This is a genomic window from Agrobacterium sp. a22-2 (genome assembly GCF_012276985.1).
Taxonomy (GTDB): domain Bacteria; phylum Pseudomonadota; class Alphaproteobacteria; order Rhizobiales; family Rhizobiaceae; genus Allorhizobium.
Genome location: NZ_JAAXMM010000006.1, coordinates 53,569 through 69,555, shown reverse-complemented (window position 1 = coordinate 69,555; position 15,987 = coordinate 53,569). Strand labels below are relative to the sequence as shown.

The following is a 15,987-nucleotide window of genomic DNA, read 5'->3' as shown; positions in this document are numbered from 1 at the left end:
CTTGGCGCTTGGCCCACGGGACGTCTGTTAATCTGTAAGGCCGAGCTGCCGGCGCAAGGCAGAATACTGGAGAGGGCTGGTATCGCGGAAAGCCTCTTCACGCGACGAGACGATATCGTCGAAGCTGATCGGCGCGGAAAACTGGCTGATGGTGAAGTCGAAACGCTCGCCATCGATGCAATTATAGAAATGCGTGCCTCCCGGCGTCCGCGTTGTCAGGATATCGCCACCGAACACATCCTGTGCAACTAGGCTTGTCACGCTGCATTGGCCCTTGGCCGGATTCTCCGCCGTCCAGCTTGAGGAGGAGTCAAGCGACCAGGCTTGGACCAACGAACGGCCAAAATCCGCCGGCGTGGCGTATCGTGCTGTCATGGGGCCTCCAGATCAAAAGATCAGCCGGCCCTCACGAGCCGGCTGATCCGAAAAGCGATATTTTGGAACTACACGAAGAACTGCCCGCCATTGGCCGAAATGGTCGAGCCGGTGATGAAGCCGGCATCGTCCGAGGCCAGGAACACGACGCAGCGGGCAATTTCCTCGGGCTCGCCAAGCCGACCCACCGGGATCTGCGGGATGATCCGCTCGTTCAGAACCTTTTCCGGGATTGCCCGCACCATTTCCGTGCCAATATAGCCGGGGCAGACGGCGTTGACGGTAATACCCTTGGCGGCCCCTTCCTGGGCAAGCGCCTTGGTGAAGCCGAGATCGCCGGCCTTGGCGGCGGAATAATTGACCTGACCCATCTGGCCCTTCTGGCCATTGATCGAGGAGATCGAGATGATGCGCCCGAAGCCGCGGTCGCGCATGCCCGACCAGATCGGATGAGTCATGTTGAACAGGCCGGAAAGATTGGTGCTGATCACCTCGTTCCACTGCTGCGGCGTCATCTTGTGGAACATCGCGTCACGGGTGATGCCGGCATTGTTGACCAGGACCTCCACGGGTCCAAGCGCCGCCTCGACCGCGCCTATCCCAGCAACGCAAGCGGCATAATCAGAAACATCCCATTTGAAAGTGGGAATACCAGTCTCCGCTTCGAAGGCCTTGGCCTTCTCTTCATTGCCCGCGTAATTCGCCGCGACCGTATATCCGGCCGCCTTGAGCGCCACCGAAATCGCCGCCCCAATACCGCGCGTTCCGCCCGTAACCAGTGCTACCCTGCTCATATCAATTCCTCCCTTGCTCAGTTTTTACGGTATCCGGATCTTCTGCCCGGTTGTTTTGAATGATCTCAACGACAACTGGCCGACAAGCGCGCTACCCGAAGCATCGGGCAGCAACGCACTTGCCAAGACCCTAACGGCGAGGGCTCAGAACGCCTCCACGCACAAGGCGATGCCCATGCCGCCACCAATGCACAGGGTGGCAAGGCCCTTCTTGGCGCCGCGCCGCTTCATCTCGAACAGCAGCGTGTTGAGAATGCGCGCGCCGGACGCGCCAACCGGATGGCCGATGGCAATGGCGCCGCCGTTAACGTTGACGATCGACGGATCCCAGCCGAGATCCTTGTTGACCGCGCAGGCCTGGGCCGCGAAGGCCTCGTTGGCCTCGACCAGATCCAGATCGCCGACACTCCAGCCGGCCTTTTCAAGCGCCTTGCGCGATGCCGGAATGGGACCTGTGCCCATGATCTTCGGATCGACGCCGGCCGTGGCCCAGGAGACGATACGGGCGAGCGGCACGATGCCGCGGCGCGAGGCCTCCGTCTCCGACATCAGCAGCGTGGCCGCAGCGCCGTCATTGATCCCCGATGCATTGCCGGCCGTGACCGTGCCTTCCTTGTCGAAGGCGGGCTTCAGCTTGGTCATGCTGTCCAGCGTCGTGCCGGCCCGGATATATTCATCCGCATCGACGGTCACGTCGCCCTTGCGTCCCGGAACGACGACCGGAACGATCTCGTCCTTGAAACGGCCGGCCAGCTGCGCTGCCTCGGCCTTGTTCTGAGAGGCAACCGCGAAGGCGTCTTGCTCATCCCGCGTCAACTGCCATTGCCGGGCAACATTCTCGGCGGTAACGCCCATGTGATAGCCGTAGAAGGCGTCGGTCAGGCCATCCTTGATCATGGTGTCGATCATCTTCATGTCGCCCATCTTCACGCCGCCGCGCAGATGCGCGCAATGGGGCGCCAGGGACATCGACTCCTGGCCGCCGGCGATGATGATCTTGGCATCGCCCGTGGCGATCTGCTGCATGCCAAGCGCCACGGCGCGCAGGCCGGAGCCGCACAGCTGGTTCATGCCCCAGGCGGTGGTTTCCTGCGGAATGCCGGCCTTCATGGCCGCCTGCCGTGCCGGATTCTGGCCCTGGCCGGCCGTCAGAATCTGTCCGAGGATGACTTCGTCGACTTCGCCCGCTTCGACACCGGCCCGCTCAAGCACGGCCTTGATCGCTACGGCGCCAAGATCATGGGCCGCCACGTTCGCAAATGCGCCGTTGAAGGACCCGACAGCCGTGCGCGCGGCACTGGCGATCACGATGGATGGATTGGTCATGGACGTCTCCTCACTTTTCTTTTGCTCTGCACCGAAACTGACAAAGCTTTCGGCCAGAGTCAAACAGGAAGACACGGCCCGGTTTCATTCCTTAGTTGTGGCGCCGACCGAAACACGTGACATTCGTCAACCGCAACTTCTGCAATGCACAAAGAGATTGTCACAGCGCGCCCTTTGCGATTACACTTAGGTCGGGAAGAGCAAAAACAATTATATTACGTGGGGTCAGGAGACAAAAATGGCAAAAGCCGATGGCGAAATCGTTATCAAGAAATATGCCAATCGACGCCTCTACAATACGGGTACCAGCACCTATGTGACGCTGGAAGACCTGGCGACAATGGTGAAGAAGGGGGAGGAATTCACGGTACAGGACGCCAAGTCGGGAGAGGACATCACCCATTCCGTGCTAACGCAGATCATTTTCGAGCAGGAATCCAAGACGGGCAATACGCTGCTGCCGATTTCCTTCCTGCGCCAGCTGATCAGCTATTACGGCGACCAGATGCAGATGGTGGTTCCGAGCTTTCTCGAACACTCCATGAAGGCGTTTACCGAACAGCAGGTGCAGATGCGCGAGCAGATGACCAAGGCTTTCGGCGAACCGCTGTCGAAGAATATCCAGACTCCCATCCAGCTGATGGAAGAACAGGTCAAGCGCAACACCGACATGTTCCACCAGGCCATGCAGATGTTCTCGCCTTTCCTGACGCCGCAGCCGCCGAAGGAAACCAAGAAGGCCGAGGCCAAGGATATCGACGAGTTAAAGGAACAGCTTCGCAACCTTCAGACCAAGCTCGACAATCTCTAAAACGAAAAGCGCCGGGAGAACGGCCGGCACATGAGCCGTTCTCCTGGCGATCGGTCAGGACTTGGTATTAGCCGATTGCGTCAAAGGCCGATCGACACGTCGCGACCGGCGGTGCGGATCGACACGGCAAAGCCACCGACCACGTCGATGAACGTGATGATCATCAGGATGAAGAAGATCTGTGTGGCCGCGCCCTGCAGCAGCAGGAACTCGACCAGAAACGCCACGAAGACCAGCATCGACAGCATGTGGTTGATCAGCGAACCCGATCCGTGACGGGTGGCTTTGAGGATTTCCACGAACAGCACGGCAAGCGCCACCAGAATGAACAGGTCGCCCATCGACAGGGTCCACACGGCGCCCGACAGCATGGAGAGCGACAGGATCTGGTGGTCCAGCGCAGCAATACCGCCCTGTCCGAACAAGCCCATCATGGCGAGATTGTAGAGAACAAACGGAACGAGCATCAGCGGAAATGCAGCAATCATGAAGTTCAACCTCGCAGAAACAAAACAATATTGTCTTCTGCTTACATAACCCAAGATTTGCGGCGGAGGAATGACGTCACGAAAAAAGAAAAGGCCGGCGCGAGCCGACCTTTTTTCATAACAAGGATGCGCGCAAGTCTTATGCGCTTTCCTTCGGCGTCAGAACCTGACGGCCGCGATACATACCGGTCTTCAGATCGATATGGTGCGGGCGACGCAGTTCGCCGGAGTTCTTGTCCTCGACATAGGTCGGGGCCTTGAGGCCGTCAGCAGAGCGGCGCATACCGCGCTTCGACGGGCTTGTTTTTCTTTTAGGTACAGCCATTTCAACTACTCCACATGACGGACAAAACAGAAAACCCGGCCCAGATGAGGCCAAACAGCATCCGTCTCGATCTCGGAATTTTGCGCGCTTATACATGCCGCACCGGGCTTTGACCAGTCCCCCGGCCATATTTTTTGCGCCCTCCGCCAGCGAACCGGGCTCAGGCCTCATCTTCCGGCACGATCCAGATCTCGGCGAGCGCTGCATCGCGCCACTTGATCCAGGCGGGATGCGCCTGCATGGCCGCCATGTAATCCAGCGTATCGGCATCGCGCGTCAGGTCGTAGATCGCAAACCGATTGACGACCGGCGCGAACATTGCGTCCGCCGCACAGAAGTCACCGAACAGGAAGGAGCCGCCCGAACGAGCGCGCTGCTCCCGCCAGATCGCCTCGATGCGCGCGACATCGCCCATCACGCCGTCGGGCAAGGCGATGGTGCCGACCGGCCGGCGCATGTTCATCGGGCAGGCATTGCGCAACGCCCGGAAGCCCGACAGCATTTCCATCGAGATGGCACGGGCCACCGCCCTGTCGCCTCGGTCGGCAGGCCAAAGACCCGCATCCGGATAGACCTCGGCGGCATATTCGATGATCGCCAGCGATTCCCAGACGTGCACATCGCCATGATAGAGGATCGGCACGCGGCCGGTCGGCGAGATTTCCTTGATGCGCGGATTGTCGGCCGGAAAATCGAAGGGGATCAACCGCTCTTCGAAGTCGATGCCCGCCGCCGTCAGCGCGATCCACGGCCGAAACGACCAGGAGGAATAGTTCTTGTTGCCGATGTAGAGAAGAAAATCGCTCATGATGTGGCCCTTGCGCTGCCTGCCGTTGGCCTCAAATTAGGCTGCTTTGGCCGCCGCGACCAACGCCATTTGCTGAACTCAGTCATAAAGACATTTGATATATGCACCGGACCGCTTGGCCCGGCGATCCACCAGATTGGCCAGCCGCTTCATGCCATTGCCCGGCTTGCCCGCCACCCTCTCGATCGGATTGGGCAGCGACACGGCCAGGAGGGCAGCCTGGCGCGCCGTGAGCTTGGAGGCCGGCACCTTGAAATGATGCTGGGCGGCGGCCTCGGCGCCGTAGATCCCCGGTCCCCATTCGGCGATGTTGAGATAGAGCTCCATGGTGCGCTTCTTCGGCCAGATGAAATCCGCCGCAAGCGCGATCGGCAGTTCCGCCCCCTTGCGCAGGAAGGACCGGCTGTTCCACAGGAACAGGTTCTTCACCGTCTGCATCGGAATGGTGCTGGCGCCGCGCGTCGCCTCGCCGGACAGCGCATCGTCGACGACCGCCCGCATCTGCTCCCAGTCGATGCCGTTATGGGCGCAGAACTGGCCGTCCTCCGACATCATCACCGCCCGCACCAGATTGGGCGAGATGTCCTCAAACTCCACCCATTGGCGATCGTAACCGCGCAGCAGCAGCAGATCGGTCAACATCAGGGTCGAAATCGGACGGATAAAATCGAGCCGGTAGACGAGGATCAGAGCGAAGGGCAGGAGGCAGAGGATGACCAGGACCAGGAGAACGCGTCGCAAAATGCGTCGCAGACCACCTTGTTCCCGGGTCTCCGGAAAATCGCCGTTGTCTTCCGGCTCGATATCAATCGTCAATGTCCAACCGCCTGAATTTGCAACGCCGCCATTTTTCATACCGTTCAAACTCCGGCATGACCAGATCAACCGCCCCATGAAGCCGACGCTCACCACAGATTCCCGTTGCGCCACCCCCGTCCGCCATGGCAAACAGCGCGCCATGGAACAGGGGACCGACATTTTCGACCGCCACCTTCGCGACAGCGCCTCGCGGACGGAGGCGCTTTTGTCGCAATTGCTGGGCTCCGAGAGCCTTCCGCAGGAAATCCGTCGCCCGGACACGCTTCTTCAGGCCATGCGCCACGGCGTGCTGAACGGCGGCAAACGCCTGAGACCTTTTTTGGTGATGGAAAGTGCAGCCCTGTTCGGCGGCAATGGAGATGCCGCAATGCGTGTGGGCGCGGCGCTCGAATGCCTGCATTGTTATTCCCTCGTCCACGACGATCTGCCGGCCATGGACGACGACGACCTGCGGCGCGGCAAGCCGACGGTACATATCGCCTTCGACGAGGCGACCGCCATCCTGGCCGGCGACAGCCTGCTGACGCTGGCTTTCGATGTGATTGCCGCCCCGGAAACCGAGGTGTCGGACAGGGCCAAGACCGAACTGGTGCTGGCGCTGGCCCGCGCGGCCGGTCTCGGCGGCATGGCCGGTGGACAGGCGCTCGATCTGGCGGCCGAAAAGCAGACGCCGGACGAGGCCGGCATCGTCACCCTTCAAGCCATGAAAACGGGCGCGCTGCTGCGCTTTGCCTGCGAGTCGGGCGCCATCATCTCAGGCGCAGACATGCCGGACCGTCAGCGCCTCAGACAGTTCGGTGAGAGGATCGGCAGGGCCTTCCAGCTGGCCGACGATCTGCTGGACCTGACGGCGGATGCCGCTACCATGGGCAAGGCCACCGGCAAAGATGCCGCCCGCGGCAAGGGCACGCTGGTGGCCGTGCGCGGCCAGGCCTGGGCCGAGGCCGAGCTGGACCGCCTCGTGGCCGAAGCGACGGAACTTCTGACCGTCTACGGCCCGAAGGCCGGCATGCTGATCGAAACCGCCCGGTTCGTGGCCAACCGGAAAAACTGACGGTAAAATCTCTCCCGCCCGTGCGATCCATCACCCGATTTCGGGTTTGGATCAAATCAACTGACGTGTTCCGATCGCTCTTTCGGGTATGATCTCCGCCTGCAACAGCCATGCCCGGAGATCCGATGAACGATATTGTCCAGAACCTGCCGCAGATCATGGCGGCCTATCTCGTCTACCTGGTCGCCGTAATCAGTCCCGGACCGGCCATCATGGCAATCGTTTCGACCTCGATTGCGCAAGGGCGGCAGGCCGGACTGACTATGGCCGCCGGCGTTTTCGCGGGCTCGTTCACCTGGGCCATGGCCGCATCGTTCGGCCTGGCGGCTTTGCTCACCCACTATGCGCAGCTGCTGCAGCTCCTGAAGATCGCCGGCGGTCTCTACCTGCTCTATCTCGCCTACAAGGCCCTGCGATCGGCGTTGCGCAAGGAGGAGATGCTGCCGGAGACCGGCAAGGCCGCGCCAAGAACGCTGACGCAGACATTCCTGCTGGGTTATGCCATCCATCTGACCAATCCGAAGGCGATCTTTGCCTGGCTGGCGATCATCTCGATCGGCCTGCCGGCCCCCGCATCGATCGAGGCGGTCGGATTCATCGTCGGCGGATGCCTGGCGACCGGCATCACGGTCTTTGCCGGCTATGCCCTGTTGTTTTCCACCTCGGGCGCCCTTGCCGTCTATCGCCGGGCCAGACGCGGCATCGACGGGACGATGGCGCTGCTGTTCGGCGTTGCCGGGGTAAAGCTGCTGACCGCTCGGCTCTGAAACACCCAAACGAAAACGGCGCCGCCAGAAGGCGACGCCGCGATGGCAGACGTGAAAGCCCGATCAACCCTTGATCGGCGCGATCTGGATCTCGACGCGACGGTTCTGGGCGCGGCCGGGCGGCGTGGCATTGGAAGCCACCGGCTGGCTGGGGCCGAAGCCGAGCGCAGAGACGCGTCGCTGATCGACGCCCTGCGAGCTCAGATAATTGGCGACCGAGTAGGCACGGCGTTCGGAGAGCGCCTGGTTGTGGGCGGCACTGCCCGTCGAATCGGTGTGACCGTTGACGTCGATCAGCGTCTTGTTGAACTTGCGCAGCACGATCGCCACCGAGTTCAGCGTCGCGTAGAACTGCGGCATGACCTGGTCCTGGTCGGTCGCAAACGTGATGTTCGACGGCATGTTCAGGATGATGCGGTCGCCGACACGGGTGACAGAAATGCCGGTGCCCTGCAGCTGGGCGCGCAGTTCGGCCTCCTGATTGTCCATGTAATTGCCGATCGCGCCACCGGCGAGCGCGCCGATGCCGGCACCGACCAGGGCGGCATCACGACGGCCCGTGGCGGAACCGCCGACGGCAAGGCCGCCGAGAGCGCCGACGGTGGCGCCGAGCATGGCACCGCCTGCCGTGTTCGACATCTTCTGTTCGCCCGTATAGGGGTCGGTCGTGGTGCAGGCGCTGAGGAAGCTGCCGGCAAGGGCGAGGATCATAAATTTCTTTAGCATCGGATAGTCACTCCATGGCGTCCTGATACCGTCAACACAGCAATTGCGGCGGAATGAAGAAAACGGCCGGCGGCCTATTCGGCAGCCGTTCTATGGCCGTAGCGTTTTTCAATATAATCGATCACCAGCGATTCGAAATCGCCGGCGATATTGGGACCGCGCAGCGTCAGCGCCTTTTCCCCATCGATGAACACAGGCGCCGCCGGATTTTCGCCGGTGCCCGGCAGCGAGATGCCGATATCGGCATGCTTGCTCTCGCCGGGGCCGTTGACGATACAGCCCATGACCGCAACGTTCAGACCTTCGACGCCGGGATATTTCTCGCGCCACACCGGCATGTTCTTGCGCAGATCGTCCTGGATACGCTGCGCCAGTTCCTGGAACACCGTCGACGTGGTGCGCCCGCAGCCGGGACACGCGGCAACCACCGGCACGAATTGCCGGAAGCCCATGACCTGCAGGATCTCCTGCGCCACCTGCACCTCGCGGGTGCGGTCGCCATTCGGCTCCGGTGTGAGCGAAACGCGGATCGTATCGCCGATGCCGTGCTGCAGCACGTAACCCATGGCCGCCGACGAGGCGACGATGCCCTTGGTGCCCATGCCGGCCTCGGTGAGGCCCAGATGCAAAGCGTGATCGGAGCGGGCCGCAATCATCGAATAGACGGCGATCAGGTCCTGCACCTGGCTGACCTTGGCCGACAGGATGATGCGGTTGCGCGGCAGGCCGATCTCTTCGGCCAGCTCCGCTGAAATCAGCGCCGACTGCACGATCGCCTCGCGGGTCACCTGCCGGGCCGACAGCGGAAAGCCGTTGGCCTGGTTGCGGTCCATCAGGGTGGTCAGCAGTTCCTGATCGAGCGAACCCCAGTTGACGCCGATGCGCACCGGTTTGTCGTAGCGGATCGCCATTTCGATGATATCGGCGAACTGCTTGTCCTTCTTGTCCTTGAAGCCGACATTGCCCGGATTGATTCGGTATTTGGCCAGCGCTTCGGCACAGGCCGGATGGTCGGCCAGCAGCCGATGGCCGATATAATGGAAATCGCCGATCAACGGCACGTCCATGCCGAGCCGCAGCAGGCGCTCGCGGATCTTCGGCACGGCGGCGGCACTCTCGTCGCGGTCGACGGTGATGCGCACGATCTCGGAGCCGGCCTTGTAAAGGGCCGCCACCTGGGCCACCGTCGCATCCACATCGGCCGTATCGGTATTGGTCATCGACTGCACGACGACCGGTGCCCCGCCGCCAATGATGACGCCGCCGACATCGACAGCCACCGATGCACGGCGCGGTTTGGGATCAAAGTCTTCAGCTTGCGCCATAATCATGCTCTCGAAGCGCGGAAATCTGACATTTCAGGTGGATCAAACATGCCCTCTTGTCAACAGCATGGCAAAGGGGGCTCAGGTCGAAAGTGGCCCGATTATCAGATCGACGAGGTCGGACAGGCGGGCCGTGAAGTCATCCGCCGTCGCCATCCGCATCTTCATTCCCTCGGCACCGTCGACCAGAAGCGACGCGACCCGCTCTGCCGAAAGGCCGGAGCGGCCAAGGTCGACCGCACCATGAGCGGCCGCGTTTTCAAGGCCTGCGGCGATCTCCTCCTCCATCGCCGCCACCCAGTCGCGAAACAGATCCGCCGCGAAGTCGTATTTGATATCGAAGAGTTCCGCGCCATGCGGCGTATCGGCAATGTCGCGATAGTGGCGTACAATGCCCTCAAACAGTGCGGCTTTGACCTTGTCCGTCACATTTGCGTCACCACGGAAACTGGCAACGATCCCAAGGCGCATATCCGCCATCATCGCCTGCATGCAGGCGCGGAAGATGTCGGCCTTGTTGTCGTAGAGAAGGTAAAGCGCCGGCCGCGACATGCCACAGGCACGGGCGATGTCATCCATCGTCGTGCGCTTGTAGCCATAGCTCGTGAAGGCGGCATAGGCCTCCCTGAGAACGGCTGCGCGCTTTGGATCTGCTCTCGGATCGTCCATTGTTGACATTATGACACATTTTGTTATTTTGTCAGAAATATTTCGTCACGGCAAAACTAGTCCAGGAGGCTTGGAAAGTGAACCTGATCGTCAACGGAAAGTCCCATGCGTTCGATGATGTGGAAGCCGACATGCCACTGCTGTGGGTGCTTCGCGATATTCTCAATGTCAAAGGGCCGAAATTCGGCTGCGGCGCGGGGCTCTGCGGCGCCTGTACCGTGATCATCGATGGAGAGGCCGTTCGCTCCTGCCAGACGGCTGCTGCGGATGTGACGAGCGAGGTGCGCACCATTGACGGACTTGCCTCCGGCGGTGCCCTTCATCCGGTCCAGCAGGCCTGGATGGAAGAGCAGGTTGCCCAGTGCGGCTATTGCCAGGCCGGCCAGATCATGAATGCCGTCGCCCTGCTGGAACAAAATCCCTCGCCGAGCGACCAGGACATCGACGAGGCCATGGCCGGCAATCTCTGTCGATGCGGAACCTATCCGAGGATCAGGGCCGCGATCCATCGCGCTGCCTCGGGCATGGCGGGAGCGTGACGACCATGGCCGGCATTGCAAAAATCGCCCGACGCACCTTCCTGATCGGCTCGGCCGCCATCGCCGGCGGCGTTGCCTTCGGCTACTACACCTACAAGAAACCCTTCGCCAATCCGCTGGAGGGCGAACTGGCAAAGGGCGAGGTGAGCTTCAACCCCTATGTGAAGATCAGCACCGACAACCGCATCACCATCATCGCGCCGCGTGCCGAGATGGGCCAGGGCAGCTACACGACGCTTGTCGCCCTGGTCGCCGAAGAGCTCGATGTGACACTGGAGCAGGTCAGTATCGAACACGGCCCTGCATCGCCCGCCTATTTCAACCGCGCCGCGCTGACCGAAGGGGCGCCCTTTCCGCAATTCGATGACGGGCTTCTGGCGGAAAGCGTTCGCGGCACCATGGGCGTGGTTGCGAAATTCGTCGCCCTGCAGTTCACCGGCGGTTCCAGTTCGATGGCCGATGGCTACGAGAAGATGCGCCATGCGGGTGCCGCCGCCCGCGAAACCCTGAAGGCAGCAGCGGCAAGGCAGTTCGGCGTACCGGCCTCGTCGCTGAAGACGGAAGCCGGCACGGTCACCGATCCGGCATCCGGCAGAAGTCTGACCTATGGGGCACTGGCCCTTGAAGCTGCGAAGCTGGCGCCGCCCGACACCATTGTCCTTCGCGACACATCCAAATGGAAGATCCTGGGCAAGCCGCAGCCGCGCAAGGACATGCTGGCCAAAGTGACAGGCGCGCCGATCTTCGGCGTCGACGTCGACCTGCCCGATATGCTCTACGGCACCGTCCGCATGAACCCCAGCCCCGGCGCGCGCATGAAGAGCTTCGACGCCACGGCAGCGCTGGCCATGCCGGGCATCCGCACCGTGGTGGCGATCGACAGCCCCTATGGCCACGGCATCGGCGTTATTGCCGACAATACCTGGCGCGCCTTCAAGGCGGCGGACGCCGTGACGATCGAATGGGACAAGGGTCCCGGCCCGCAGAGTTCTGAGGCGATCGATGCCATCTTGACCACGACGCTCAACGGTCCGGACTCCTTCACCTTGCGCACTGTGGGCGATCCGGACCGCATCTTTGCCGATGCCCCGCAGGACAAGGTCATCGAGGCGACCTATGACGTGCCGTATCTGTCCCATGCCGCCATGGAACCGATGAATGCCACCGCACAGTTCAAGGACGGCATCCTTGAGGTGTGGTCTCCCAACCAGGGCCCGACCCTCGTCAAGGCGGTCGGCAGCCGCATTACCGGCCTGGATGACGACAGGATCAAGGTCCACACCACCTTCCTCGGCGGCGGTTTCGGCCGGCGCATCGAGCCGGATTTCTCCGACTATGCGATCCGCCTGGCGCTTCATGCCGACGGCAGGCCGGTCAAGGTGACCTGGACCCGCGAGGAAGACATCAGCCACGGCCCCTATCGCCCGGCCGCCAAGGCCCGCTACAAGGCGGTGCTCGATGAGACCGGCCTGCCACGCGCTATGGTCGGCTCCGTCGCATCGCCTTCGGTAATCGCCAGCGCCGTGGCGCGCTACTATCCCGATGTGCCGATCGGCGGGCCGGACAATTCGCTGATCGACGGCGCCTACAACCAGCCCTATGGCATCGCGAACTACCGTATCGACGGCCGCAAGGCACCGATCGAGATCCCGATCGGGTTCTGGCGCTCGGTCGGTTATTCCTACAACACCTTCATGCACGAAAGCTTCATCGACGAGATTGCCGCGGCCGGCAAAACCGACCCGCTGGCGCTGCGGCGCAAGCTGATGGCCGACTATCCTGTCGCCCTTGCCGTAGTGGAGAAGGTGGCAGCCATGGCGGATTGGCAGACGGTACTTCCGGCCGGCCGGGCGCGCGGCATGGCATTTGCCCTGTCCTTCGGCACATGGGTGGCGGAAGTGGTGGAGATCTCGCAGACGGACGGCGCCATCCGTATCGAAAAGGTCTGGTGCGCCGCCGACCCCGGCCTGGTGCTCGATCCCCTGAACTTCAAGGCCCAGATGATGTCGGGCATCCTCTACGGCCTGTCGGCTGCCATGGGCCAGGAAATCACCTTTGCCGACGGCGTCGTGCAGCAGTCAAATTTCCACGACTACGATGCGATGCGGATCAATCAATGCCCATCCGTGGAGATCGAGCTTCTGCAAAATTCGCCCCGCATGGGCGGTGCCGGAGAGCCGGGCACGCCGCCCTCGATGCCGGCGCTGGCCAATGCGATCTTTGCCCTGACCGGCAAGCGGCATCGCCGCCTGCCCCCGTCGCGCGAGGTCACGTTCGCCTGACGCTGGGGCCTTCCGCTCCAAGATCAATCTGTTTGATCCGGTCCGCATAGCGCGCCAGGCCGGACAACAGCAGCACGATGACGTTGAGCAGCGATACGAAGGTGAAGACCACCGACAGCGACACATGCTCGGCGATGAAGCCGATCAGCGACGGGGCAAACAGGATGCCGGAATAGCCCATGGTCGTGACCACCGACAGGCCGATGCCAGGCGCCATGCCCGGCAGGTTGCCGGCCGCGGAAAAGGCGATCGGCACCATGTTGGAAATGCCGATCCCGGCGACAGCAAAGCCGATGATCGCCACGATGGCATTGGGTGCGAGACCCGCAAGCACCAGGCCGGTGAGAGACAGAACCGTGCAGGTGCGCAGCGTGGCGACAGCTCCGAAGCGATCGCGCACCAGATCTCCGGCAAATCGCATCGCCGCCATGGTCATGGAGAAGGCGGCGAAACCGAAACCGGAGACGGCGACCGACGCGCCGAGTTCATTGCGCAGATAAAGGGCGCCCCAGTCGAGCACCGCGCCTTCGGGGATCATCGAGAACAGCGCGACCAGGCCGATCAGCCAGGGCAGCGGCGACATCGGCAGCCGGGCGCGCTTGTGCTCCTCGGCGGCGTGCGGCCTGTCGGAAAGGATCAGCGGCCAGGCGATGGCAAACAGGCCGGCGGCGATGGCAGTGACAGCCACGGCATGGGTGACCGGCCCGAACCGGACGATCAGCAGGCCGCCAAGCGCCGCGCCGAACAGGCCTCCGAGGCTCCAGAAGGCGTGGCAGGACGACATGATCGACCGGCGCAACTGCCGCTCGACCTCGACGGCATTGGCATTCATCGCCACATCCATCGCCCCGGTCAGTCCGCCGAACAGGAAGATGGCGACAGCAGCAGCCCAGACATTGCCGACCAGGGTGACACCAAGCAATGTCGGCAGGAACAGGATCGTCGTCACTTCCACGACATGCCTGGATCCAAAACGCGCGATCTGGCCCCCGGCCAGCGGCATCAGGATGAGGGAGCCCAGGCCGAAGACCAGCAGCATGATCCCGAGACTGCTTTCCGACAGGGCCAGCCGCGCGGCGAATTCCGGGATCTTCGTCGCCCAGGACCCTATGACAAAACCGTTCAGCAGGAACAGCAACGACACCGCAACGCGAACACGGGGTATTGTAATATTGAACATGAATGAAAGGTCCTGTGGCCGGGAGAACACCAAATATAAGCCTATGATGAGGGCCCGAAATTATTTAAATCGATTGAAATCGCAACCGTAAAAGCGTCGGTCCGTCTCACATTTTATGTCGCCCCGACATGGGGCTCCGGCAAGTGGGCCTGATCAATCGTTTTGGGATTGCGCCAGCAGCGAGGACAGTCTGCCAGACAGGAATGTGCGTATCCCTTCGTCATCGCGAACATTGGCGGCATAATCCGTCCGCAGCGAATAGAGGAGCGCCTCGATCGCCTCCGTCGATGCCGGCAGCCGGTCGGGCTCGAAAACCCTGGCAAAGTCTCCGCGAGCCCGTATCTGAAAGGTGGCCGCCTGATACTCGCTGGCGCCGAAGGTGTAGACCGGCTTTCCATGCAGAAGCGCTTCGGCCCCGACACTCGAATTCACCACGCAGACAGCACAGGCATTCGAGATCAGGCCATGGATCGAATCGGGCGAGACGGAGAACAGCCCCCGCCGTTCACCCCGGCGCAGCACGCTTGCGACCTCCCAGGACCGGCAAAGCGGATGACGCTTGACCACCACCGGTATGTGTCTCGCCCGGCAGACCAGGCTCACCTCTTCCAGCATGTCGAACATATGGACATGCGCCAGCCGCTGCACCGCATCATCGACCACCTGCAGGGCCACGAAGACATGAGGAGGGCTTGCAGGTCGCGCCGGATCCTGATCGGGCTGCTCGTATTTCGACTGATTGCCGGCAATCAGTGCCCGCCGCTCGCCAGCCACAAACGATTCAATCACGGAACGATCCGCCGGCTGGGCCGGCAAGGGACGCTTCGAAAAATCCGACCAACCGGAATATCCGGCGGTATCGACGCTGAAATAGGACCGTCGGTCGGTTTCCTTAACATGCAGCCCCTGCTTCGATGTTCCGACGCTGTGGTAGGCGATATACGGACCGCCTTCGCCAGAGAGAGCCCCATGTTTTGCCATGCGCGCCGCCACCCTGTAGGGCGTCTGGGCGGCATCCAGATCCGCAAAAATCAGGCGGAACACCTTGCGGATGTCGCTGCGAAATCCGGGATAATCCCGGCGGTTGCGGCGAAACGCAGGCCCGGGGACATACACGGTCAGGTAATTGCCCCTCTGGTCGGTCGCAGCCCCCTGCATGCGCCGAATCAGATCTTGCCGTGCGGCCTCGACGGCATGGCGCCAAGGCGCACATTCAGCCTCAAGCGCCTTCACTTCGCTACACAGGGCGTCCGCGCCATCGATGCCGGCCAAGCGACCGCTCTCGGCCAGCACCGCTGCCTTGTTCAGATCAAAGATCGCGATATGAAAGCGCACGAGTTCGTCCAGCGCCGCAGGGCGCCCGCCCAGGCGGGCCTCCAGATCCGCGGCTGCCGTCATGGCTTGGCCCAACAGGCGGCGAAAGGACCGCTCGTCGCCCGCACCTTCGGCAATCATCGCGATATCCAGCATGAAACTGGGCATGAACCGCCAGACCCTCATGACCAGCGAGGCCAGCAGAACGCCTTCCCGTGCCGCCCGATCCTGGAAGGAGGCGCTGCACCCGAGCAGCCTGCTGAAAGGTGTAAAGGCCAGCCAGGCCTTCAATCCGTCGCGCCGTCGGATCCACACATCGCCGGCATCAATCAGGGGAGTCGTGGCCAATGGAATTCTCTACAGATCCGGGAGGTCTTTACGGAAG

17 protein-coding genes are annotated in these 15,987 nt (G+C 62.1%); 5 read left to right on the top strand and 12 right to left on the bottom strand.

The window, feature by feature from the left end; translation table 11 throughout:
• Positions 1–27: 27 nt before the first annotated feature.
• The 3 genes from HFC70_RS10950 to HFC70_RS10940 form a co-directional block, all read right to left on the bottom strand.
• On the bottom strand, positions 28–375 hold the full coding sequence (locus HFC70_RS10950; RefSeq protein ID WP_168473278.1) for a hypothetical protein: 348 nt from the start codon (positions 373–375) through the stop codon (positions 28–30).
• 68 nt (positions 376–443) lie between these two features.
• Positions 444–1,169, bottom strand: coding sequence for a beta-ketoacyl-ACP reductase (locus HFC70_RS10945; RefSeq protein ID WP_168473277.1), 726 nt, complete (start codon positions 1,167–1,169; stop codon positions 444–446).
• Between the two features lie 144 nt (positions 1,170–1,313).
• The gene (locus HFC70_RS10940) at positions 1,314–2,495 is read right to left on the bottom strand and encodes an acetyl-CoA C-acetyltransferase (RefSeq protein ID WP_168473276.1); all 1,182 of its coding nucleotides are present in this window, start codon (positions 2,493–2,495) and stop codon (positions 1,314–1,316) included.
• Between the two features lie 238 nt (positions 2,496–2,733).
• On the opposite strand from HFC70_RS10940, the gene phaR reads away from it, so the two are divergent.
• Positions 2,734–3,306, top strand: a complete 573-nt coding sequence (phaR, locus tag HFC70_RS10935) for a polyhydroxyalkanoate synthesis repressor PhaR (RefSeq protein WP_168473275.1) — start codon at positions 2,734–2,736, stop codon at positions 3,304–3,306.
• A gap of 80 nt (positions 3,307–3,386) precedes the next feature.
• On the opposite strand, the gene HFC70_RS10930 is transcribed toward phaR, so the two are convergent.
• From HFC70_RS10930 to mtgA, 4 genes are all read right to left on the bottom strand, one after another.
• Complete coding sequence (locus HFC70_RS10930; RefSeq protein ID WP_168473274.1) at positions 3,387–3,794, bottom strand: hypothetical protein; 408 nt, start codon at positions 3,792–3,794, stop codon at positions 3,387–3,389.
• 139 nt (positions 3,795–3,933) lie between these two features.
• Positions 3,934–4,119 (bottom strand): 50S ribosomal protein L32, encoded by a 186-nt coding sequence (gene rpmF / locus HFC70_RS10925; RefSeq protein ID WP_007604390.1) that lies wholly within the window; start codon positions 4,117–4,119, stop codon positions 3,934–3,936.
• 160 nt (positions 4,120–4,279) lie between these two features.
• The gene (locus tag HFC70_RS10920; protein ID WP_168473273.1) at positions 4,280–4,927 is read right to left on the bottom strand and encodes a glutathione S-transferase family protein; all 648 of its coding nucleotides are present in this window, start codon (positions 4,925–4,927) and stop codon (positions 4,280–4,282) included.
• A 78-nt stretch (positions 4,928–5,005) separates the two neighbouring features.
• Complete coding sequence (gene mtgA / locus HFC70_RS10915; RefSeq protein ID WP_368669627.1) at positions 5,006–5,737, bottom strand: monofunctional biosynthetic peptidoglycan transglycosylase; 732 nt, start codon at positions 5,735–5,737, stop codon at positions 5,006–5,008.
• A 148-nt stretch (positions 5,738–5,885) separates the two neighbouring features.
• On the opposite strand from mtgA, the gene HFC70_RS10910 reads away from it, so the two are divergent.
• Positions 5,886–6,800 (top strand): polyprenyl synthetase family protein, encoded by a 915-nt coding sequence (locus HFC70_RS10910; protein WP_246735734.1) that lies wholly within the window; start codon positions 5,886–5,888, stop codon positions 6,798–6,800.
• A 125-nt stretch (positions 6,801–6,925) separates the two neighbouring features.
• A complete protein-coding gene (locus tag HFC70_RS10905; protein WP_168473270.1) occupies positions 6,926–7,567 on the top strand; it encodes a LysE family translocator in 642 nt (213 codons plus the stop codon).
• 63 nt (positions 7,568–7,630) lie between these two features.
• Here the strand turns inward: HFC70_RS10905 and HFC70_RS10900 are convergent, their stop codons facing one another.
• The 3 genes from HFC70_RS10900 to HFC70_RS10890 all read right to left on the bottom strand — a co-directional run bounded on the left by HFC70_RS10900 (position 7,631) and on the right by HFC70_RS10890 (position 10,287).
• Positions 7,631–8,293 (bottom strand): OmpA family protein, encoded by a 663-nt coding sequence (locus tag HFC70_RS10900; protein WP_168473269.1) that lies wholly within the window; start codon positions 8,291–8,293, stop codon positions 7,631–7,633.
• 74 nt (positions 8,294–8,367) lie between these two features.
• Entirely contained in the window at positions 8,368–9,618 is a 1,251-nt protein-coding gene (ispG, locus tag HFC70_RS10895; RefSeq protein ID WP_168473268.1) for a flavodoxin-dependent (E)-4-hydroxy-3-methylbut-2-enyl-diphosphate synthase, read from the bottom strand.
• Between the two features lie 81 nt (positions 9,619–9,699).
• Positions 9,700–10,287 carry a TetR/AcrR family transcriptional regulator gene (locus tag HFC70_RS10890; RefSeq protein ID WP_168473267.1) on the bottom strand — a complete coding sequence of 196 codons (588 nt, stop codon included), beginning with the start codon at positions 10,285–10,287 and terminating at the stop codon, positions 9,700–9,702.
• A 77-nt stretch (positions 10,288–10,364) separates the two neighbouring features.
• On the opposite strand from HFC70_RS10890, the gene HFC70_RS10885 reads away from it, so the two are divergent.
• Positions 10,365–10,826 (top strand): (2Fe-2S)-binding protein, encoded by a 462-nt coding sequence (locus HFC70_RS10885; RefSeq protein WP_168473266.1) that lies wholly within the window; start codon positions 10,365–10,367, stop codon positions 10,824–10,826.
• 5 nt (positions 10,827–10,831) lie between these two features.
• Positions 10,832–13,108 (top strand): xanthine dehydrogenase family protein molybdopterin-binding subunit, encoded by a 2,277-nt coding sequence (locus HFC70_RS10880; RefSeq protein ID WP_168473265.1) that lies wholly within the window; start codon positions 10,832–10,834, stop codon positions 13,106–13,108.
• Here the strand turns inward: HFC70_RS10880 and HFC70_RS10875 are convergent.
• On the bottom strand, positions 13,095–14,288 hold the full coding sequence (locus tag HFC70_RS10875; protein WP_168473264.1) for an MFS transporter: 1,194 nt from the start codon (positions 14,286–14,288) through the stop codon (positions 13,095–13,097). The genes HFC70_RS10880 and HFC70_RS10875 overlap by 14 nt on opposite strands.
• Positions 14,289–14,441: 153 nt before the next feature.
• Positions 14,442–15,950 carry a hypothetical protein gene (locus HFC70_RS10870; protein WP_168473263.1) on the bottom strand — a complete coding sequence of 503 codons (1,509 nt, stop codon included), beginning with the start codon at positions 15,948–15,950 and terminating at the stop codon, positions 14,442–14,444.
• Positions 15,951–15,987: the final 37 nt, after the last annotated feature.